The organism is Nonomuraea composti, from assembly GCF_012034275.1.
Lineage (GTDB): Bacteria > Actinomycetota > Actinomycetes > Streptosporangiales > Streptosporangiaceae > Nonomuraea > Nonomuraea composti.
Map to the genome: position 1 here is coordinate 193,888 of NZ_JAATEP010000005.1, position 21,453 is coordinate 215,340.

At 72.7% G+C, this 21,453-nt stretch carries 16 protein-coding genes; 5 read left to right on the forward strand and 11 right to left on the reverse strand.

From position 1 onward, the window contains the following. The first annotated feature begins 59 nt into the window (after positions 1 to 59). The gene (locus tag HCN51_RS09905) at positions 60 to 2,057 is read left to right on the forward strand and encodes a glycosyltransferase family 2 protein (protein ID WP_168008924.1); all 1,998 of its coding nucleotides are present in this window, start codon (positions 60 to 62) and stop codon (positions 2,055 to 2,057) included. Here the strand turns inward: HCN51_RS09905 and HCN51_RS09910 are convergent. The 5 genes from HCN51_RS09910 to HCN51_RS09930 are packed head-to-tail and all read right to left on the reverse strand — an operon-like array spanning position 2,047 to position 8,117. Further along, on the reverse strand, positions 2,047 to 3,192 hold the full coding sequence (locus HCN51_RS09910; RefSeq protein WP_168008926.1) for an alpha/beta hydrolase family protein: 1,146 nt from the start codon (positions 3,190 to 3,192) through the stop codon (positions 2,047 to 2,049). The two genes, HCN51_RS09905 and HCN51_RS09910, sit on opposite strands and share 11 nt — an antisense overlap. Then, positions 3,193 to 4,194 carry an alpha/beta fold hydrolase gene (locus HCN51_RS09915; RefSeq protein ID WP_168008928.1) on the reverse strand — a complete coding sequence of 334 codons (1,002 nt, stop codon included), beginning with the start codon at positions 4,192 to 4,194 and terminating at the stop codon, positions 3,193 to 3,195. Continuing rightward, on the reverse strand, positions 4,191 to 5,465 hold the full coding sequence (locus HCN51_RS09920; RefSeq protein ID WP_168008930.1) for an MFS transporter: 1,275 nt from the start codon (positions 5,463 to 5,465) through the stop codon (positions 4,191 to 4,193). The genes HCN51_RS09915 and HCN51_RS09920 overlap by 4 nt, the downstream gene beginning before the upstream one ends. 31 nt (positions 5,466 to 5,496) lie before the next feature. After that, the gene (locus HCN51_RS09925) at positions 5,497 to 7,365 is read right to left on the reverse strand and encodes a helix-turn-helix domain-containing protein (protein ID WP_230465787.1); all 1,869 of its coding nucleotides are present in this window, start codon (positions 7,363 to 7,365) and stop codon (positions 5,497 to 5,499) included. Next, positions 7,365 to 8,117 carry a 3-hydroxybutyrate dehydrogenase gene (locus HCN51_RS09930; protein ID WP_168008932.1) on the reverse strand — a complete coding sequence of 251 codons (753 nt, stop codon included), beginning with the start codon at positions 8,115 to 8,117 and terminating at the stop codon, positions 7,365 to 7,367. The genes HCN51_RS09925 and HCN51_RS09930 overlap by 1 nt, the downstream gene beginning before the upstream one ends. Before the next feature lie 241 nt (positions 8,118 to 8,358). Here HCN51_RS09930 and trpD point away from each other — a divergent pair, with 241 nt between their 5' ends. Continuing rightward, complete coding sequence (gene trpD, locus HCN51_RS09935) at positions 8,359 to 9,423, forward strand: anthranilate phosphoribosyltransferase (protein WP_168008934.1); 1,065 nt, start codon at positions 8,359 to 8,361, stop codon at positions 9,421 to 9,423. On the opposite strand, the gene HCN51_RS09940 is transcribed toward trpD, so the two are convergent. From HCN51_RS09940 to HCN51_RS09950, 3 genes are read right to left on the reverse strand one after another with little or no spacing between them, the layout of a single operon-like run. Continuing rightward, positions 9,413 to 10,813, reverse strand: coding sequence for a class II fumarate hydratase (locus HCN51_RS09940; RefSeq protein WP_168008936.1), 1,401 nt, complete (start codon positions 10,811 to 10,813; stop codon positions 9,413 to 9,415). The genes trpD and HCN51_RS09940 overlap by 11 nt on opposite strands. A 57-nt stretch (positions 10,814 to 10,870) precedes the next feature. After that, positions 10,871 to 12,841: a protein kinase domain-containing protein gene (locus HCN51_RS61225; RefSeq protein ID WP_168008945.1), complete on the reverse strand. Its 1,971-nt coding sequence runs from the start codon at positions 12,839 to 12,841 to the stop codon at positions 10,871 to 10,873. Between the two features lie 35 nt (positions 12,842 to 12,876). Next, positions 12,877 to 13,983, reverse strand: a complete 1,107-nt coding sequence (locus tag HCN51_RS09950) for a serine/threonine-protein kinase (protein WP_168008947.1) — start codon at positions 13,981 to 13,983, stop codon at positions 12,877 to 12,879. Between the two features lie 701 nt (positions 13,984 to 14,684). On the opposite strand from HCN51_RS09950, the gene HCN51_RS09955 reads away from it, so the two are divergent. Beyond that, complete coding sequence (locus HCN51_RS09955) at positions 14,685 to 14,873, forward strand: DUF5999 family protein (protein ID WP_168008949.1); 189 nt, start codon at positions 14,685 to 14,687, stop codon at positions 14,871 to 14,873. 94 nt (positions 14,874 to 14,967) lie between these two features. On the opposite strand, the gene HCN51_RS09960 is transcribed toward HCN51_RS09955, so the two are convergent. After that, positions 14,968 to 16,620 carry a fumarate hydratase gene (locus HCN51_RS09960; RefSeq protein WP_080047487.1) on the reverse strand — a complete coding sequence of 551 codons (1,653 nt, stop codon included), beginning with the start codon at positions 16,618 to 16,620 and terminating at the stop codon, positions 14,968 to 14,970. 100 nt (positions 16,621 to 16,720) lie between these two features. After that, positions 16,721 to 17,608: a DMT family transporter gene (locus HCN51_RS09965; RefSeq protein ID WP_240972644.1), complete on the reverse strand. Its 888-nt coding sequence runs from the start codon at positions 17,606 to 17,608 to the stop codon at positions 16,721 to 16,723. A 68-nt stretch (positions 17,609 to 17,676) separates the two neighbouring features. On the opposite strand from HCN51_RS09965, the gene pdxR reads away from it, so the two are divergent. Further along, positions 17,677 to 19,086, forward strand: a complete 1,410-nt coding sequence (gene pdxR, locus HCN51_RS09970; protein WP_168008951.1) for a MocR-like pyridoxine biosynthesis transcription factor PdxR — start codon at positions 17,677 to 17,679, stop codon at positions 19,084 to 19,086. A 52-nt stretch (positions 19,087 to 19,138) separates the two neighbouring features. Further along, on the forward strand, positions 19,139 to 20,077 hold the full coding sequence (locus HCN51_RS09975; RefSeq protein WP_168008953.1) for a Gfo/Idh/MocA family protein: 939 nt from the start codon (positions 19,139 to 19,141) through the stop codon (positions 20,075 to 20,077). A 122-nt stretch (positions 20,078 to 20,199) separates the two neighbouring features. On the opposite strand, the gene HCN51_RS09980 is transcribed toward HCN51_RS09975, so the two are convergent. Further along, the gene (locus HCN51_RS09980; protein WP_168008955.1) at positions 20,200 to 21,360 is read right to left on the reverse strand and encodes an MFS transporter; all 1,161 of its coding nucleotides are present in this window, start codon (positions 21,358 to 21,360) and stop codon (positions 20,200 to 20,202) included. Positions 21,361 to 21,453 lie beyond the last annotated feature (93 nt).

Sequence of the window (21,453 nt, forward strand, 5' to 3'; positions counted from 1 at the left end):
TCCTTCCCCAATCGGCAAGCCGTCGCGCCCGATCCTGTATACGGGCGCACGCTGGCCGCATGGGTGTGAAGGTCAGTGTGATCATCAATGTCCACAATCCGGGTGACACCGCCGACGCGTGCGTCCGCTCCGCGCTGGAGCAGACCATGCCCCCGGACGAGTACGAGGTCATCGTCGTGGACGACGGTTCCACCGACGGGACGGCCGAGCGCCTCGACACCCTCGCCTCCGTCAGGAAGAACGTGCGCGCGCTGCACCTGCCGTACACGGGCTCGCCCTCGCGGGCCCGCAACGTCGGCCTGGCCGCGGCCGCCGGCGACTACGTGTACTTCCTGGAGCCCGGCGACCGCCTGGAGCGGGACGCGCTGGAGCGCATGCACGACCGGGCCGTGGAGTCCGACGCGGACGTGCTGGTGGGCCGCCTGGTCCGCGACTTCGGGCCGCCGATGACCGCCTTCGCGCGCAGCACCGGCCGCGCCGACATCCTGCGTGACCGGCTGCTCACCCTGCTCTACCCGCAGCAGCTCTACCGGCGGGCCTTCCTGGAGGAGCACGAGCTGGGCTTCTCCGTGCCGGGCAGCCGGATGGGGGAGCAGGCGTTCGTACTGCGCGCCTACCTGCACGCCAAGGTGGTCGCGGTGCTGGCCGAGCACGTCTGCTGCCACCTGGGCGAGCGCCCGCGCGTCGAGGAGGAGCCGCGGGCGATCGTCAAGGAGCTGCTGAAGCTGCTCGACGACATCGACACCTACGTGGGCGAGGGGCGCCAGCGCGACCGCATGTACGCGTACTGGCTGCGCTACGCCGTCCTGCGCCCGCTGCTGACCGCCCGGTTCGCCGACTCGTCCGTGGACCGGGGCATGCACTTCCGCGTCGTGCAGGAGCTGGTGGGGCGGCGCTTCCCGGAGCGCCTGGACCGGTACCTGCCGGTGCAGCTGCGCGTCGTGGCCGCGTACGTGCGCATGGGCCGTCTCGACCAGATCGTGCTCATGTCGAACTCGACCAGGCGCGCGGGCCTGCGCGCCGACCTCACCGAGGTGCGCTGGGACGCCCATGTCCTGGTGCTCGGGCTGACCGCCGAGGTGCTGGCCGGCGACGGCAGCCCCGACCGGTACCAGGTGGACGGCGACCGCCTGCACTGGATCCCGCCGCGTTCCCTGGAGACCAGGAAGCTGCCCCCGGACGCCACCGACATCACCAAGGACGTCGAGCGGGCCCGCATCGAGCTGTACGTGCGCCACACCGAGACGGGCGTCGTGCACTTCCTGCCGCTCACCCAGCGCGTCGAGCGCGTCCCCGCGGGCCGCCGCCGGGTCCGCGTGCGCATCAAGGGCGAGACCCGGCTGGACGTCACCACGGCCGCCCTGGGCGGGCCGCTGCGGCCCGGCCAGTGGGAGGTGCACGTGCGCATGTTCAGCGGGGCCAGCCAGGCCAGGAGCCGCGTCAGCCACCCCGACGGGCCGCTCAACTGCCTGGGTGTGCTGGCCCAGCGGCCCAGGATGCGCCTCGTGGTGCCGTGCTGGAGCGACGCGGGCGAGCTGGGGCTGGCCATCGAGCCGCGCTCGTTCTCCGAGTCGATCAAGCTGGTGTCGCCGGGGGTGACGGTCAAGCACCTCGGGCGGCACCTGTACGTCGTGCTGCCGGTCCCGTACGTGCCGCCGAGCGGCGGCCCCGCGCTGGAGCTGGTCCTGCGCAACACCGGCAGGCGCGGCCGCGAGGTGAGCGCGCCCGCCCTGGTCGAGGCCGGGGTGCCGGGCCGGCTCGCCGGGCAGCTCGTCGCCAAGGTGCCGATCAAGCGCCTGATGCCCGGCGCCGAGGAGCTGGGGCCGGGCCGCTGGCAGTGCACGCTGCGCTCCTCCGACGAGGAGGTGGGGCTGCGGTTCGCGCTGGAGATGCACCGGGGCAGGATCGAGGTCAGGCCGGCCGCGGCCGTCGATCCCGGGCGCCGCTCGCCCCTGGGCCGCGACACGTTCCTGCACCGGCTCGGCCGCAGGCTGCCCGGCGCGCGGCACATCGTCCGCCTGGCGCGCGCGGGCAGGCACCGCTACCTCACGGACTGACCCAGCCCTCCAGCTCCTCGAAGGCGCTCCTGAAGGCCGGGAGCATCGGCTTGAGCCGGTCGGGGTAGACGTCCACGAGGCTGTCGAGATGGTTGCCGCCCTCCACCCGGTGGTAGCGGAACGGGCGGTGCGGGCCGACCATCTTCGCGTACACGTCGGAGTCGCGAGAGATCGGCAGCAGCGTGTCCAGCGTGCCGTGCAGGGTGATCAGCGGCTTGGTGATCCGGCCGGTCAGCGCGATCTTCGCGACCGCCGCGTACGGCCGGCGCTCGTCGTAGTCGTAGTCGGCGGCGGCGCCCTGGTAGGACGGGTCCAGCTCCTTCTGGTAGAGCTGCTGGGTCAGCTCCCAGTAGTACTGCCGGTGGAACGGCCACAGGAACTCCGAGCCCGCGGCGAACCCGGCCGCCCGCACCCCGGCCTCGTCCGGGTACGCCTTCAGCGCGGGCGGCAGGAAGTTGAGCAGATTGTCGCCCTTGACCCGCCAGAGTGTGCCCTCCCAGTCCACGCCGCCGTCGTAGAGCCGGCCCCGGTTCTCCAGCTGCCAGCGCACCAGGTAGCCGCCGTTGGAGATGCCCGCGGCGAACGTACGCGCGGGCTTCCTGCCGTACCGCTGCCTGACCACCGCCTTGGCGGCCACCGTGAGCTGGGTGACGCGCTCGTTCCACTCGGCGATGGCGTCGCCGGGGCGGCGGCCGTCCTCGTGGAAGTTCACGCCCACGTTGCCCTTGTCGGTGGAGGCGAACGCGTACCCCTTGGACAGCACCCAGTCGGAGATCGTGTAGTCGTTGGCGTACTGCTCCCGGTTGCCGGGCGTGCCGGCGACGACGAGGCCGCCGTTCCACTCGTCCGGCAGCCTGATCACGAACTGGGAGTCGTGGTTCCAGCCGTGGGTGGCGTTGCCGGTGGAGGTGTCGGGGAAGTAGCCGTCGATCTGGACGCCGGGCACGCCGGTGGGGTTGACCGTGGCCGCCGAGTGCAGCCCGGCCCAGTCCGCCGGGTCGGTGTGCCCGGTCCGCGTCGTGCCGGCCGTGGTCAGGTCGCCGAGCGCGGCGATCTCCACGTGCTCGGCGCCCGGCACCGCGAGCCGCGGCACGGGGGTCAGCAAGCTCGCCACGAGCGTGAGCGCGACCAGCATCTACGCCTCCCTCAGGTGCTCGGCCAGCAGCCGCTGGAACTCTTCCGGGTGCTCCAGGTGCGGGCTGTGGCCGCACTCGTCCAGCACCACCTCCCGGTACGCGCCGTACCGCGCCAGCACGGCCCTGGTCTGGCTCACCATGGGCTGGGCCGGGGTGCCGGGGGAGCCGGGCACGAGGCCGAGCGCGCCCAGGTGGGCGAGGTCGAACAGCGAGGTGTCGGAGACGATCACGTCGTCGGCGCCCCTGATCCACAGGATCGGCGGCCTGGGGCCGATCTCGTGCAGGTCGCCGAGGCGGAAGTGGGTGGGCGCGCAGGCGTTGAGCACGCCGGTCTTGCCCGGCGCCACGCCCGGCCAGGCGGCGGAGGTCGCGGCGTCGCCGGGGTAGTGGGCGTCGCCGACCCGCGTGGTGAGCATCGCCCGGACGTAGAAGTCCTCGTCGGGGATGGGGCGGTGGTTGACGTAGGCGGAGCGGAAGACGCTGCGCGGCGAGGTGGGCGACTCGTCGGACAGGTCGCCCGCCTGGAGCCGGGTCACGAAGTCGGGGTTCGCGGCGCCGGCGCCCGATCCCGTGCCGTCGGGGTGGGTGAGCCGCCCGTCCGGGCCCTCCGTGCCGCCGAAGCCGTACGGGGAGATCGGGTTGACCAGCGTGACGCTCCCGACGGCCTCAGGGCGGTCGCGCAGCACCTGCAGCACGATGCCGCCGCCCAGGCTCCAGCCCACCAGGTGCACCCGGTCGAGGCCCAGCGCCTCCACGAGCTCGATGACGTCGTCGGAGTAGTCGCGCAGGCCCCTCGTGGCGTCCACCGGCGCCGGGTCCGTCTCGCCGAACCCGCGCAAATCCACCGCCAGCGGCCGGTACCCGTCCGGCAGCGCGGCCATGGCGTCGCGCCAGAAGGCGGCGGAGGAGACGTTGCCGTGCACGAACAGCACGGGCTCGCCGGCGGTCCTGCCCTCGACGGTCAGGACGTGCTGGGTGAGCCTCGGCGTGGTGACCTTCATTTCACGTAAGTCCTCTCGGCCAGGTCGCTGCCCCGAGTCTCGCGGGCCGCGTACACCGAGGCCAGGGTGAGCAGCGCCGCGATCCCGAGGTAGGCCGAGATGGGCACGCTGCTGGCGTACTTCTGGAGCAGGGCGACCGCGATGATCGGGGCCAGCGCGCCGGCCACGATGGCCGAGAGCTGCGCGCCGATGGAGACGCCGGTGTAGCGCGTCCTGGTGCCGAACAGCTCGGAGAAGAAGGCCGCCTGCGGGCCGTACATCATGCCGTGGAAGAGCAGGCCGACCGTGACGGCCAGGGTGATCGCCAGGAAGTTGCCGGTGTCCACGAGCGGGAAGAACGCGAAGATCCACACCCCGATGCCGGCGGCGCCCGACAGGTAGATCGGGCGGCGGCCGAGCCGGTCGGACAGCGCCCCCCACAGCGGGATCGTCACGAAGTGGATGCCCGAGGAGACCAGCACCGCGTTCAGCACCGTGGAGTTGTCGATGCCGGTCTGCTTGGCGTAGGTGATGACGAAGACGGTCAGCAGGTAGAACGAGATGTTCTCCGCCAGCCGGGCGCCGATCGCGACCAGCACGTCCTTGCTGTGGTGACGCAGCACCCCGACGATCGGGGCCCGCGGCTCCGGCGGGGCCTCCTGGAAGACCCGCGACTCGGTGATCGTCAGCCGGATCCACAGGCCGATCAGCACCAGCACGCCCGACAGCAGGAACGGCACCCGCCATCCCCACGCCAGGAACGCCTCGTCCGACTGCCAGGCGGCCAGCGCCGCCAGCACGCCGGTGGCCAGCAGGTTGCCGCCGGGGGCGCCCGCCTGCGGCCAGGAGGCCCAGAAGCCGCGCCGCGCCGTGTCGCCGTGCTCGGAGACGATCAGCACCGCGCCGCCCCACTCGCCGCCGAGCGCGAAGCCCTGCACGAGCCGCAGCGCCGTCAGCACCAGCGCCGCCGCCGGGCCCAGCGTCTCGTACGTCGGCAGGCAGCCGATCAGGAACGTCGCCGTGCCCATCATCAGCAGGCTGACGACCAGCAGCGTCTTGCGGCCGACCCGGTCGCCGAAGTGGCCGAAGACCAGGCCGCCGAGCGGGCGGGCGACGAATCCGACGGCGTAGGTGAGGAACGACAGCAGCGTGCCGGTCAGCGGGTCGGACTCAGGGAAGAAGAGCTTGTTGAACACGAGGGCGGCTGCCGAGCCGTACAGGAAGAAGTCGTACCACTCGATGGTGGTGCCGATCAGGCTCGCGGCGACGATCTTCTTGATGGAAGTGGCCATGCCGGTCACCGTAGGTTGTGACCGGGGTCACTCATATGGTGCTGGGGCCCATAGTGTCGGGCGTGTCTGTGTGGCCGAGCCGGTGCAGGCGGAGGGCGAGCTGGATCTCCAGCGCCCGCTCCGGCGCCGGCCAGCCCTCGCCGAGCAGCTTGCCGATCCGGTCGAGGCGCTGCGTGACGGTGTTGACGTGGATGTGCATGGCCTCGGCCGTGCGGGACGGCGAGCCGCCGGTGCCGAAGTACGCGGCCAGCGTGTCGACCAGGGCGGTGCCCCTGCGGGCGTCGTAGTCGATCACCGGGCCCAGCGTCCGCGCGACGAAGCCGGGCACGTCGCGGCCGTCACCGACGAGCAGCCCCACGAAGCCCAGCTCGCTCGCGCTGGCCCCGTCGCCGGCCCGCCCGAGCGCGATCAGCGCCTCCGCGCACCTGCGCGCCTCCTGGTAGGCGGCGGCCACGTTCGCCGGGTCGCCCGCGCGGGACGCGCCCGCCGTGGCGGGGCTGTGCAGCGACGCCGTCAGCTCGCGCGCCACCCGCTGCGCCAGCCCGCCCGCGTCGTCGCCCGGCAGCAGCAGCACCACCTCGTCGGCCCGCCCGGCCGCCAGCCCGTGCCGCAGCGTCGCCTGCGAGGAGGCCCAGAACGCCGCCCGCTCGCGCTGCCCGGAATGCTTGGCGACCACCAGCACGTGCGGCGCGCCCAGGTCCATGCCCAGCCGCCGCGCCCGGTCGGCCAGCCCCGGCGAGCCGGGCCGCGAGATCAGGTCGTCGAGCAGCTCGCCCCTGACCCGCCCCTCGGCCTCGGCCACGCTCCTGCGGAACAGCAGCAGCAACGCGCACACCAGCGCCGCCCGCTCCAGGATCCGCTCGTCGGCGTCGTCGCTGCGCAGCAGCAGCGTGCACAGCGGCTCCCCGCCCACGTCCACCGACGCGATCAGCAGATCGCCCCTGCGCACGGTGCGCCCCAGCGCCCTGGACGCCTGCGCCGCCTCGAACACCCCGGAGTCGAGCTCGCCCACGTCGCCGCTGATGGCCCGCCCCAGGTCGTCCAGCACCGCCAGCGAGCCGCCCAGCACGTCGGTCACCACGGCCGCGACGTCCTCGATGCCGCCGCCGCGCAGCACCAGCGACGTCATCCGGTCGTGCGCCATCGCGGCCCGCTCCACGGCCTCGCCGTGCTCCCTGGCGGTCCGGTGCGCCTGGGACAGCTCCTCCAGCGCGTTCCTGGTCTCCTGCAGCAGCCGGGCGTTGTCGATCGCGACCGCGGCGTGCGCGGCCAGGCTGGCCAGCAGCGACACCTCCTCCTGGTGGAACGGCCGCGCGCTGCGGTTGGCCGCCATCAGCACGCCGATCACCCGCTGCCCCAGCCGCAGCGGCACCCCGAGGATGGCGACCAGGCCCTCCTCCTTGACCGCGTCGTCGATGTGCTCACGGTGCCGGAAGCGGGCGTCGGCGAAGTAGTCGGCCGTCGCGTACGGCACCGCCGTCTGCGCCACCAGCCCGCCCAGCCCGTGCCCCATCGCCAGCCGCAACGCCCGGAACTTGGCCGAGATCGACCCGTCGGTCACCCGCATGTAGGTGTCGCCCCGCTCCGGGTCGTGCAGCGTCATGTACGCGACGTCGGTGGCCAGGAGCTGCCTGGCCCGGTGCACGATGGCCTCCAGCACGGCGTCGAGGTCGCGCAGCGCCGCCAGGTCGCCCGCCGTGTCGTACAGGGCCGACAGCTCCGCCTCGCGCCTGGCCCGCCGCTTCAGCAGGTCGCGCACCTTGAGCGCCTCGACCTTGGCCCGCTCCAGCTCCTCGATCGTGGCCGGGTCCGCGCCGGACGCCCTGGCCTGGATGATCGGCCCCTCGAACTCGACCGCCGACGCCTCCCTGGCCAGCAACTCCAGGAACCGGATGCTCACTACCGGGCCGTCCAGCCACCGTCCACCGGCAGCGACACCCCGGTGATGAACGCCCCCGCCGGCCCGCACAGGTAGGCGACCAGCTCGGCCACCTCCTCGGGCTCGATCAGGCGCTTGATCGCCGCGGGGGCCAGCATGATGTCACGCACCACCTCGTCCTGCGCGATGCCGTGCACCTTGGCCTGGTCGGCGATCTGCGCCTCCACCAGCCCCGTGCGCACGTAGGCCGGGCAGACGCAGGTGGAGGTCACGCCGTGCGGGGCCCCTTCGAGCGCCACGACCTTGGAGAAGCCCTCCAGCGCGTGCTTGGCCGTCGTGTACGCCGACTTGAACGGCGAGGCCCGCAGCCCGTGCACCGACGAGATGTTCACGAACCGGCCCCAGCCCCGGGCGTACATGCCGGGCAGCACCCTGCGCGCGATCAGGAACGGCGCCTCGACCATCACCCTGAGCATCGTGGCGAACACCTCGGGCGGGAACTCCTCGATCGGCGCCACGTGCTGGAACCCCGCGTTGTTCACCACGATGTCCACCGGCTCGTCGGGCAGCGCCGCCACGAAGCCCGGATCGCTCAGATCGGCCACCACCGCGGTGCCGCCCACCTCGGCGGCCACCTTCTCGGCGGGCTCGGCCCGCAGGTCGACGACCAGCACCCTGGCCCCGGCCGCGGCCAGCCGCCGGGCGCACGCCGCCCCGATGCCGGCCCCGGCCCCCGTCACCAGCGCGGTGCGCCCCCTCAGCTCCTTCGCCATACCTCGCCACCCTAAGCGCTCACCCCGCCGCGACGCATGGGTGCCGGCGACATAGATGACTGGCTCGCTATGTGGATCAAGCGCTTCTGCTAAGGTGACGGCATGATCGCGTACTCGTTCCTGTGGTGGCCCGCCTCCTAGGCGGACCTCCGGCGCGATACGCACACGGCCGCCTCGACGAGGCGGCCGTCACCGTTGCTGTGGGTGCCCCCCGTCGAGACCAGACACGAAGGGGGCACTCATGACCACCACCTGGCCACGGATCCTCACCGCGCTGCTCGACGGCGCGTCCCTCACCGCCGCCCAGGCCGCCTGGGCCATGGACCAGATCATGTCCGGCCTGGCCACCGACGCCCAGATCGCCGCGTTCGCGGTCGCGCTGCGCGCCAAGGGCGAGACCGTGGCCGAGGTGTCCGGCCTGGCCGACGGCATGCTGGCCAAGGCCCTCGCCATCCGGGTGCCCGGCGACCCCGTCGACCTCGTCGGCACCGGCGGCGACCGCGCCAACACCGTGAACGTCTCCACCATGGCCGCCATCGTCACCGCCGCCGCCGGCGCCAAGGTGGTCAAGCACGGCGGCCGGGCCGCCTCCTCCATGGCGGGCGCGGCGGACGTCCTCGAAGAGCTCGGCGTGGTCATCGACCTGCCGCCCGCCGCCGTGGTGCGGGTGGCCGACGAGGTCGGCATCACGTTCTGCTTCGCCGCCGCCTTCAACCCGGCGCTGAGACGCACCTCCCGGCCGCGCCGCGAGCTGGGCGTCCCCACCGTCTTCAACTTCCTCGGGCCGCTCACCAACCCCGCGCTGCCCTCCGCGCAGGCCGTCGGCGTCTTCCACGCCTCCATGGCGCCGACCATCGCGGGCGTGCTCGCCGAGCGCGGCTGCTCCGCGCTCGTCTTCCGCGGCGACGACGGGCTCGACGAGCTGACCACCTGCGGCCCCTCGTCCATCTGGGTCGTCCGCCGGGGCCGTGTCACGCCCGCCGCCTTCGACCCGCTCGACCTGTCCATCCCCCGCGCCCGCATCGATGACCTGCGCGGCGGCGACGCCCGCCACAACGCCGGCGTGGCCCGCGCCGTGCTGTCCGGCGAGCGCGGCCCCGTGCGCGACATCGTCCTGCTGAACGCCGCCGCCGCCCTGGTGGCCGCCGACGGCACCCCGCCGGCGGCCGAGCTCACCCCCGCCCTGGCCGCCGGCTACAAGAGGGCCGCCGACGCCGTCGACTCCGGCGCCGCGCTCTCCCTGCTCACCCGCTGGGCCCACGCCACCCGGCAGGAGGCCGCCGCCGTGCGCTCGGTCAGGGCCTAGTTTTCTGAGGCCGGGTCATCGAGAGGACGTCGAGCGCGGCGTCGAGCTGCTCCTCCGTGAGCTTGCCCTCAGCCACGTGGCCGCGCTCGATGACGACCTCCCTGATCGTCTTGCGCTCCGCCAGCGCCTGTTTGGCGATCTTCGCCGCCTCCTCGTAGCCGACGTACTTGTTCAGCGGGGTGACGATCGACGGGGACGACTCGGCGTACTCGCGCAGCCGCTCCACGTTCGCCGTGATGCCGGCCACGCAGCGGTCGGCGAGCAGCCGCGAGACGTTCGCCAGCAGCCTGATCGACTCCAGGATGTTGCGCGCGATGAGCGGGAGCTGCACGTTCAGCTCGAAGTTGCCGGACGCGCCCGCGAACGTGATCGCCGCGTCGTTCCCGATCACCTGGGCCGCGACCATGGCCGTGGCCTCGGGGATCACCGGGTTCACCTTGCCCGGCATGATCGACGAGCCCGGCTGGAGGTCGGGCAGGTTGATCTCCCCGAGCCCGGCGCGCGGCCCCGAGCCCATCCACCGCAGATCGTTGGCGATCTTGGTCAGCGACACCGCCACCACCTTGAGCTGCCCCGACAGCTCCACGATGGAATCCTGCGCCCCCTGAGCCTCGAAATGGTCGGCCGCCTCCTGGAACGGGATGCCCGTCGCCTCACGCAGCTTGGCGATCGCCTCCTGCGCGAAACCCTGCGGTGTGTTGATGCCCGTGCCCACCGCCGTGCCGCCCAGCGGCAGCTCCAGCACATGCTCCAAAGCCGCCGACACTCGGACGACGCCGTGCTCCACCTGCGTGGCGTACCCGCCGAACTCCTGGCCCAGCGTCACCGGCGTCGCGTCCATCAGATGCGTGCGCCCCGACTTCACCACGCCGTCGAACTCGATCGCCTTCTCCCGCAGCGCCGCCGCCAGATGCCTGAGTGAGGGCAGCAGGTGGAAGGTCACCTCCGTCGCCGCCGCCACATGGATCGACGTCGGGAACACGTCGTTGGACGACTGTGAAGCGTTCACGTGGTCGTTGGCGTGCACCGGGCGGCCCAGCCGCTCCTCGGCCAGCGTCGCGATCACCTCGTTGGCGTTCATGTTCGACGAGGTGCCCGAACCCGTCTGGAAGACGTCGATCGGGAAGTCGGCGTCGTGCTCGTTCTCCGCCACGTCCGCGGCGGCCTGCGCGATCGCCTCGGCCATGTCCTTGTCGATCACGCCCAGCTCGCCGTTGACCTCGGCCGCCACCGCCTTGATCAGGCCGAGCGCGGCGATGTGCGACGGCTCCAGCGGCCGGCCTGAGATCGGGAAATTCTCCACTGCCCGCTGGGTCTGCGCCCGCCACTTGGCGCCGGACGGCACGCGTACCTCGCCCATCGAGTCATGTTCGATCCGGAACTCGCTCATGACGTCCAGTCTGACCCACGAGCCCCCGGACGGCCGGAAGGCCCCCCGCCCGCCTTCCTAGCTGGAGAACAGGGCCACGATCAGCACGGCGATCACCACGGCGGCCGCGGCGGCCACCGCCATGAGCACCAGCATGCCGTTGCGGTTGCCCGCCGGGCGCTGCTCCTCGGGGCCCGCGATCGCGAACAGGTCCGTGCCGAGGCCGTGCCCGCCGAACTGCGGCCCCGGACCGCCCTGCTGCTGCGGCTGGGGGCCTGACGGGGGCTGGGGCTGGGGGTGCGGCTGCGGCTGGCCGGGCGGGGGAGCGGGCACCGGGTAGACCTGCTGGCCCGGCGAGCCCTTCGGGATGCGGGTCGTCGCGTTCGAGCTGTCGTCGGTGAGGTGCTGCGCCGGCCGGCCGCCCTGCTGCTGTGCCCCGGGCAGCGGGCCCTTGGGGCGGGAGATGCTGACCGTCCGCTCGGGGTCGTAGTCGCCCTCCGGCCCGGCGGGCGCGCTGGAGGGTTGCCCCTGCGGGTAACCGCCGGAGGCGGCCTGCGGCACGGTCGGCGCATGCGCCCCACGCCCCGGCCCCTGCGTCCCCGCCGGTCCCTGCGGCCCGGTCGGTCCTTGCGGGCCTGGCCGTGCGCCTGGCCCTGTCGCGGCGTGCGGCCCCGACGGGCCGCCGGGTCCTGCGGCCTGCGGTCCGGACGCGCCGCCCGGTCCTGCGGCCTGCGGCCCCGACGGGGCACCCGGGCGCGGTGCGGCCTGCGGTCCTGTGGGGGCGTTCGGGCCTGAGCCGGCGGGGCCCTGGGCTCCTGGCGGCCGTTGTCCCGGGCCGAAGGCGCCCGGCCCGTTGAACGCGTTGGGGCCGCTGAAGGCGTTCGGCCCGGTGGGCTGCGGCCCGCTCATGCCCTGCATCGCGTGCCCCACAGCGGGGCCGCCCGGCCCGCCGGCGCCCGCGGGCACCGGGCCGCCGGGCCCCTGCCCAGGAGCGCCAGGACCCTGACCGGGGCCGCCCGGGCCGGGACCAGGAGCCCCCGCCCGCTGCCCAGGCGGCCCGTAGGGCGCCTGCCCGGCCGGGGCGCGGCCTCCAGGGCCCTGACGGGGCGCGCCGGGGCCTGCGGGGCCCTGAGGGCCTCCGGGGTTCTGCTGGGCGGCGAACGGATCGGGCAAAGCGGCCTCCTGCGCCATAAGAGCCTCGGCCGTCAGCACCGGCATCTCGCTCGTCGGGGTGTCGGCGACCATGCGCAGCAGGGTCTCCGCCTTGGCAGCGCTGAGCCGCTGCCGGTAGTCCTTGTTCAGCAGCCCGTTCAGAGCGGGCCTGAGCTGGCCCGCCCGCGTGGGCGGGTCGGCGCTCTCGGTGAGCAGCGCCGCCAGCGTCTCCGCGATGGTGGAGCGCTCGTACGCCGGCCGCCCCTCGACGGCGAAGTAAAGGGTGGCGCCGAGCGACCAGAGGTCGGACTCGGGACCGGTGTACTCGCCCCTGGCACGTTCCGGGGCGGTGTAGCCGGGTGAGCCGATCACCATGCCGGTCTTCGTCAGCCGGGAGTCACCCTCGGCCTTGGCGATGCCGAAGTCGGTCAGCACCACGCGCCCGCTCTCGGTGATGAGCACGTTGCCGGGCTTGACGTCGCGGTGGGTGATGCCCTGGGCGTGCGCGGCGCGCAGCGCCCCGAGCAGGTCGACGCCGATCTCGGCCACGAGCCGGGGCGGCAGCGGCCCCTCCTCCTCGATGACCTGCTCCAGCGAGCGGGCCTCGATGAGCTCCATGATGATCCAGGGGCTGTTGTCCTGGATCAGCACGTCGTGGATGGAGGCCACCGACGGGTGGCTGATGCGGGAGGCGAGGCGGCCCTCGCGCACCATACGTTCGCGCAGCTCGGCCCGCTGTTCCTCGGTGAGACTCGAGTCTTGGCGGATTTCCTTGACCGCCACCTCGCGCCCGAGCGCGCGGTCGCGGGCGCGCCAGACGGTGCCCATCGTGCCCCGCCCGAGCGGGGTGATGAGCTCGTAGCGCTCCGCGAGCAGGCGTGTCTGCTGTTCCGGCATGAGAAGAAGATATCGATTCTCGCTTGGGAAGTGCTTTACCCTCGCTTGCGAAGTTCTCTTGGCCAGAACCGCCGAGGAAGGCACAACTTTATCACCGTCGCTTTGAAACGGGCATAAGCCGACGGTGCGGGCCGGGGCTCGACGCGCTTCCTGTGGACGCCTTCACCGGCCTTGCGTTCCTGCCGGGGCGGGGGCACGTTCACGGCGCCCGCGGGCGGGTCGGCCCGGTGCAGCCCGCGGTGCGCGGGCCTGCGCACGAAAGGGCCTTGCGGGATGGGGATCGGCGACGCGGGCCGGCGCGGGCTCAGCGGCTCCTCGGCGGAGCCGCCGGCGGCGACCCTGGTCAGCATGAGCGAGGCGCGCACGGAGTCGAGCCTGGTGGCGGGGTCGATGCGGAGCAGCGCGTCGAGCACGGGCGCCAGCGGGCCCGCCTTGGTCATGGGGATCGGCTCGCCGCTGGTCAGTGCCGCGAGCGCGGCGGCGGCCGTACGCCTGCCGTGCAGGCCCCTGCCCTCGACGGCGGTGTAGAGGGTCGCGCCGAGCGACCACAGGTCGGCGGCGGGGCTGGCCTTCGCGCCGAGCACCCGCTCTGGAGCGATGTATCCGGCGGATCCGAGAACGATGCCCGCCTGGGTGATGGAAACGTCACCTTCGAGTGCGGCCAGGCCGAAGTCGGTGAGCACCGCGCGGTCCTCCGTCACCAGCACGTTGCTGGGCTTCACGTCGCGGTGCAGGATGCCCTTGGCGTGCACGGCGCGCAGCGCGCCGAGGATCTGCCGGCCGATCTCGGCGGCCCGGCGCGGGTGGAGCGGTCCTTCCTCCTGGATGAGCTGCTCAAGGGACTTGGCGCGCAGCAGCTCCATCACGATCCACGGCCGGTCGTCCTCGGTGACGACGTCGAAGACGGTGATCACGGACGGGTGCGCGACCATCGCGGTCGCGCGGCCCTCGCGCTCGGTGCGCGCGCACAGCTCGGCGCGCAGCTCCTCGTCGAGCACGGTGGGCAGGCGCACTTCCTTGACCGCCACGTCGCGGTCGAGCAGCTCGTCATGTGCCCGCCAGACGGTGCCCATGCCGCCGCGACCAACCGGCTCCATCAGCCGATAGCGCGCGGCGAGGAGGTATCCGGAGGGCGCACGCATGGCAGGCAGCTTACCTATTTGTGTAAACCGACCAGTAGAGGCGGGGCCGATAATTTGTTGCGAACTTAAGTCAACCCGTCTGACTCGTCACGTCAGCAAACCACCTGGCCGCATCCTCCCTGTTGGTGAGGCCATGCGCTTTCGCGACGGACTCTTGGGGCGGACGTTGCGACACCGAAGGTAGTACGCGGGCCGCGCCGCGTCGAGCCGATGCGGTCATCCGGAAGTCCGCACCCGTTCGGAAGCGGCGTTCCCGCCTACCACTCTCAGCGCGTTTCCGCAGCTCATCGGCCGTTTGTGCCGCTCAGCACAACTGCGGGCGGAATATTTGTGCATGATGCCTGGTAGGGGACATTCAGGTGTACGGCAGGCTGACTGACAGGAACCACGGGGCGCCGTCAGCGACTTGTAAGGGTGCCGTAAGGGGACGGGGGCATGGTTAGGAGCAGGAAAGAAGGCGAGCTTCCTCGCTGGCCGTCATCCACGAAAGTGTCGGTGGCGAACGTCAGACTGAGAGCAGCACGCCTGAGGTCCCGACCACTGAAGACCGACCACTGAGGACGTGATGAGGATGCGCCAGACCCAGGTTCGCCGCCGGCCGAAGAAGCCGACCAGAGCCGCCCTGGACCTCCGCACACCGTCAGGGCGCACGCTGCCCTTTTGAAGACCCGCAACCCGGAGCGCAATCTGAGAGGTGCGCCATGTGCAGCCACTACCCCGCTTGCCCCAGTGCCGACTCCCTCGACCGTGAGCGGTCGCACGTCGTCTCGGCCCACCCCGACCAGGGCTGGAGCCTTCTCTGCAACGGCGTCGTGCTGTTCGACGACACCGGGCTGCTGCTGCCCGACGGCACCGTCGTGGCGCCGCACCGGGCCCCGGTGGCCGCGTGATCGTCTCTCGGGCCACCGGGCCTGAGCGCAGCCGGGAGACCCCGGCCGGCGGGGTCGAGCCAGCCCCTGCCCCCCACCTGTCCTGCCGCGCCCCTCAGCGACGGCCGATCGTGAGCACCGGCCCCGTCTTGTCGGTGAAGAAGTCGTCACCCTTGTCGTCCACGACGATGAACGCGGGGAAGTCGACCACCTCGATCTTCCACACCGCCTCCATCCCCAGCTCGGGGTATTCGAGCACCTCCACCTTCTTGATGCAGTCTTGGGCCAGCCGGGCGGCGGGGCCGCCGATGGAGCCCAGGTAGAAGCCCCCGTACTTCTGGCACGCCTCGGTGACCTGCTTCGAGCGGTTGCCCTTGGCCAGCATCACCATCGAGCCGCCCGCCGCCTGGAAGCGCTCCACGTACGAGTCCATCCGGCCGGCCGTCGTCGGGCCGAACGAGCCCGAGGCGTAGCCCTCGGGAGTCTTGGCCGGGCCGGCGTAGTAGACCGCGTGGTCCTTGAGGTACTGCGGCATCTCGCCGCCGTTGTCCAGCAGCTCGGCGATCTTGGCGTGTGCGATGTCTCGGGCGACGACCAGCGGGCCCGTCAGCGACAGCCGGGTCTTCACCGGATACTTCGTGAGCTCGGCCAGGATCTCCGGCATCGGCCGGTTGAGGTCGATCGAGACGACGTCGTCCGACAGGTGCTCGTCGGTGGTCTCCGGCAGGAACCGCGCCGGGTCCGTCTCCAGCTTCTCCAGGAACACGCCCTCAGGCGTGATCTTCGCGAGGGCCTGGCGGTCGGCCGAGCAGGAGACGGCGATGGCGACCGGGCAGGACGCGCCGTGCCGGGGCAGGCGGATGACGCGCACGTCGTGGCAGAAGTACTTGCCGCCGAACTGCGCGCCGATGCCCAGCTTCTGCGTCAGCTCGAAGACCTTGGCCTCCATCTCCAGGTCCCTGAACCCGTGCCCGGACGGCGAGCCCTCCGTGGGGATCGAGTCGAGGTAGCGGGCGCTGGCGTACTTGGCGGTCTTCAGCGCGTACTCGGCGGAGGTGCCGCCCACGACGACCGCCAGATGGTACGGCGGGCACGCCGCCGTGCCGAGCGAGCGGATCTTCTCCTCCAGAAAGGCCATCATGCGCTTCTCGTTGAGCACGGCCTTGGTCTCCTGGTACAGGAACGACTTGTTGGCAGAGCCGCCGCCCTTGGCCATGAACAGCAGCTTGTACTCGTCGGGGTGCCCGTGCGGGTCCTCGGCGTACAGCTCGACCTGGGCCGGGAGGTTGTTGCCGGTGTTCTTCTCCTCCCACATGGTCAGCGGGGCCATCTGGGAGTAGCGCAGGTTGAGCTTGGTGTAGGCGTCGTACACGCCGCGCGAGATGTGCTCGGCGTCCTGCCCGTCGGTCAGCACGTGGCGGCCGCGCTTGCCCATGACGATGGCGGTGCCGGTGTCCTGGCACATCGGCAGCACGCCGCCGGCCGAGATGGAGGCGTTCTTCAGCAGGTCGAGGGCGACGAAGCGGTCGTTGCCGCTCGATTCGGGGTCGTCGACGATCTTCCTGAGCTGGGCGAGGTGCGAGGCGCGCAGGAAGTGCGAGATGTCGTGGATGGCCGTCTCCGTCAGCAGGCGCAGCGCCTCGGGGTCCACTTCGAGGAACGTCCGCCCGGCCGCCTCGACCTTCCGCACCCCCTCGGCGGTGATCAGCCGGTATTCCGTCTCGTCGGCTCCGAGCGGCAGCAGGTCGGTGTAGTCGAAGTCGGCCATGTCCATCCTTTCGGTCGCTCAAGAGATTACGCGCACCGGATGGAGGGCAAGGCCGCCAGGTGTTCGGAGGGTCGGCCGGCGGGCGTTCGAGGATCGGCCGTCAGGCTTCGGACGGCCGTACCGCCGCTTTCGCGCCCGCCCGTTCCGCGCTGAGGCCGATCAGGATGCCGGCGACCACGAGCCCGGCGCCCAGCAGGTCGTACGCGGTGGGCATCGCCACCCCGAGCACGGCCCCCGTGACGATGGCCGCCACCGGGATGAGCCCCGCGAACAGCCCGGCCCGCCCCGGCCCCAGCTTGGGCAGCGAGTTGTACCAGAGGAAGAACGCCACGACGGTCACGACGACCGCCAGGTAGGCGAACCCGAGCGCCTCCGCGACCGTCGGCACCCTGAGCATGCCGGTGCCCGCGTCGACCAGCCCGACCACGGCCAGCATGGGCACGGCCAGCGTCGTCGAGTACGCCGACACCCGGATCGGCCCCAGCTTCGGCAGCAGCGGGATGGCCAGCAGGGAGAAGCTCACCTCGCCGACGAGCGCGCCCAGCGCCCACAGCAGGCCCTCGGGGGTGCCGCTGCCGAGCCCCGTGGCCAGCGTCGCCCCGGCCACCACCACGCCGGCCCCGAGCAGCAGCCGGGGCGCCGGACGGCCCCCGGCCAGCGCCAGGGCCAGCGGCACGGTGCCGAGCACGGTGCCCACCAGCGCGGGCCCGGAGGCGCGCGTGGACTCCACCACGGCCACGTTGAAGAACACCAGGCCCAGCAGCGTCAGCCCGAGCAGGCAGAGCACCTCGCGCCCCGTCATGCGCACGAACCGCAGCCCCATCACCCTCGTGATGATCAGCAGGATGACCGCGGCCACGAGATACCGGACCGCCTGGCCGCCGTATATGGGGTAGGCACCGACGAGCCCGGAGACCCCTGCCAGCGTCCCGACCAGGAACATGGCGGCGGCGGCGCCCATGATGCCGTTTTTCATGCCGTTTCTCATGCGATGAAGGCTAGGGAGACAATGGTTCGCGTAAACAGTCCAATGTCCGGCCGGGAGACAGGACCAATATGGCCGACCTCCACATCCAGATAGACCGCGGCAAGGGTGGCATCGCCGGGCAGGTCGCGTCCGAGCTGCGCGCCTCCATCCGAGGTGGCCGGCTCACGCCGGGCACCCGCCTGCCCGCCACCCGCGACCTCGCCGCCGATCTCCAGGTCTCCAGGGGAGTGGTCGTGGAGGCGTACGAGCAGCTGGTCGCCGAGGGGTTCCTGGTCTCCAGGGTGGGCGTCGGCACCCAGGTCGCGCCCAAGAGCCCTGTCCCCAAACCGCCGCCCGAGCCCGCGCGGCCGCAGGCCACGCCCGCGCCCCGGCGGGCGCCGATGGGTCAGATCTGCTACTCGTACTACGGCCATCGCCCTACCTCCCCCGACCTCGGCCACTTCCCCCGTGAACGCTGGCTCGCGGCCGTCAGGCATGTCCTGACCACCGTACCTTCGGACGCCTTCGATTACGGGGACCCTGGCGGCGTGCCTGAGCTGCGAGAAGAGCTGGCCGCCTATCTCCGGCGCGTCCGGGCGGCCGACGTGCGCCCGGAGAACCTGATCATCGTCGGCGGCGTGGCGCAGGGGCTGAGCCTGGCCTTGCACGTGCTGACCCAGCAGGGCGCGCTGCGGCTGGCCGTCGAGGACCCGACCAGCCACCGCCAGGTGCCGCTGCTGCGGCGGGCCGGCGCGCATCTGGTGCCGGTGCCGGTGGACGAGCAGGGCCTCGACGTGGCCGCGCTGAGCGGCGACGCCGTGCTGGTGACGCCCGCCCACCAGTTCCCGACGGGGGTGGTGCTCTCGCCGCCGCGCCGGGCGGCGCTGATGGAGTGGGCGTACGCGGGCCACCGGGTCGTCCTGGAGGACGACTACGACGCCGAGTTCCGCTTCGACCGCGACCCCGTCGGCTGCCTCCAGGGCCTGGCGCCCGACCGGGTGATCCTGTCGGGCAGCGTGAGCAAGGCCCTGGCCCCCGGCCTGCGGCTCGGCTGGGTGGCCGCGCCTCCCGACCTGGCCGAGGCCATCCGGCGGGCGCGCGGCGAGCTCGACCTGGGCTCCCCGGTGATCGAGCAGTACGCGCTGGCGCACTTCCTGCGTACCGGGGGCTACGACAAGCACCTGCGGCGCATGCGCAGGGAGTACCGCCGCCGCCGTGACGCCCTGGTCGCGGCGCTGGCGCAGGAGCTGCCGCGGATCACGGTCAGGGGCATCGAGGCGGGGCTGCACGTGTACCTGGAGCTGCCGCCGGGCTGGGACGAGGAACGCACCGCCGAGGCGGCGCGCCGGCTCGGCATGTCGGCCGAGCCGGTCGGGCCGATGCGGCACCGGCCCGGACGGGAGGCCGTGGTGGTGGGGTTCGCCCGGTTGCCGGCGCACCGCGCGGCGGAGGTCGTTCGCGCGTGGAAGGTCAGCATGTCAGGACAAGCGGTTGACTGAAAGAGATCCGCTCGCTTAGAAAGAAGGCCGGACGTCCTGACGGGAGGCGCGCATGCGTGTGGGACTGCTGGGCCTGGGCCGGATCGGTGCCTTCCACGCCGCCACCCTGGCCGCGCATCCGCTGGCGGACGAGCTGATCGTGAGCGATCCCGTCCGCAGCTCCCCCTACGGCCGGCCGGGCGACGCGTTCGAGGCGGACGCCGTCGTCATCGCCACCCCGACCAGCACCCACGCGGAGCTGATCGTGAAGGCGTGCCGGCTGGGCCTGCCGGTCTTCTGCGAGAAGCCGGTGGCGGGCACGGTCGCCGAGACCGTCGAGGTGCTGGCGGCCGCGGCGGGCAACCGGGTGCAGATCGGGTTCCAGCGCAGGTTCGACCCGGGCTACGTGGCGGCGGCGCGCGCGTTGCGGGCCGGCGAGCTGGGGGAGCTGCACCGCGTGCACCTCGTCACCGCCGATCCCGCGCCGCCGCCCGCCGCGTACCTGCCGGCGTCCGGCGGCATCTTCCGCGACTGCCACATCCACGACTTCGACATCCTGCGCTGGGTGACCGGCCGCGAGGTGACGTCCGTCTACGCGCGCGGCGCCAACCGCGGCGCCGCGTTCTTCGCCGAGGCCGGCGACGTGGACAACAGCGCCGCGCTGCTCACCCTCGATGACGGCACGCTGGCCACCCTCCAGGGCTCGCGTTACAACGGCGGCGGGTACGACGTGCGCATGGAGCTGGCGGGCACCGAACGCACCTGGGCCGTCGGCCTCGGCCCGCGCGCCCCGCTCCACAGCACCGAGGGCCTGCCCGCCCCGGAGTCGCCGTGGCCGGACTTCGTCACCCGCTTCGAGACCGCCTACCGGGCGGAGCTCGACGCGTTCCTGACCGGCGACCGCAGCCCGTGCTCGATCGAGGCCTCGCTGGAAGCGCTCTACGTGGCCGAGGCCGCCGACCTGTCGCTGCGCGAGGGCCGCCCGGTCGAGGTCGCCGAGGTCCGCCGGTAACCGCGTCCGCCGCCAGGTGGCGGGGCGCGTCGTGTGGCGGGCGTCGGATGGGGAGGCGCGTCAGGCGGCGGGCGTCGGATCGGGAGGCGCGTCGTGTGGCGGGCGTCCGGTCGTGGGGCGCGTCAGGTCGTGGCAGGGGCGCGCTTGGGCTCGAAGCCCGGCGCCAGGGCGATGATCGCGGCGGCCAGCACCAGCGGCGCCGCGAACGCCACCCGCAGGTCGGCCGCGTCCGCGATGCCGCCGACCAGGGCGGTCCCCACGATGAAGCCGATGTAGTTGAAGAGGTTCACGCGGGCGATCGCCACGCCGGTGCCCGCCGGGTCCAGCCGGCCCGCCGCCGAGAACGACTGCGGCGCCACCACTGACAGCCCCACGCCCGTGAGCCCGAACGCGACGATGCCCAGCGGCTGCGTCGGGGCCAGCACGACGCCGAGGAAGCCGACCGTGGCGATCACAGCGCCGATCCTGACGATGGCGGCCGGACCGTAGCGCCGCACGGCGAAGTCGCCGCCGAGCCGGACGGCCAGCGTGGTCGCCTGGTAGGCGGCGTAGGCCAGCGGGACCACGGCGGGGCCGGCGCCGAGCACGTCCTTCATGAAGACGGTGTTGAAGCTGGACACGGCGGAGTCGCCGACGTACAGGAAGCCCATGGCCAGGCAGAGCGGGATGATCGGCCGCCACGGGAAGCGGCCGGCGGCGGACGTGCTCGCGGCCTCGACCTTCTCCTCCTCGCGCGTGCACAGGCCCGGCCCGGCGTAGAGCGAGCCGGCCACGGCGAGCACCATGGGCACCGCCATGATGACCTGCAGCGGCAGCCCGGCGGCCGCCGACGCCCACAGCGCCGCGGCCATGCTGAACACGCTCCACACGCAGTGGAACCCGTTCAGCACCTCCACGCCGTACCGGCGCTCGACGGCCACGCCCTGCATGTTCATGCCCGCGTCCACCGCGCCGACCGCCACCCCGAACAGCAGCAGCACCGGCAGCAGGAGCGGCACGTTCGGCGCGAGCCCGGCCAGCACGACCGCGGCGGCCACGGCCGGCTGGGCGATCCGCAGCAGCAGCTTGCTGCCGAACCGGGCGGCGAACGTGCCCGCCGCCACGCTGCCGACCCCGGCGAAGACCGGCACGACCAGCAGCAACATCGTCAGCGAGCCCTCGTCGAGCCGATGCCTGGCCTGGAGGTTGGCCACCTGGATGAGCAACGAGGCGAAGGACAGGCCCTGCACGGCGTAGACGACGTACGTGGCGACGCGGGCCTGGCGATCACGTGCGGACGGCACAGTGGCCTCCTGATCGGGGGGTCATCAAACGTGAGGCGCGGTCAGGTTAACGGCTGCCGAAGTCCCCGCGCCAGCACGAGATAGGCTGCGCCG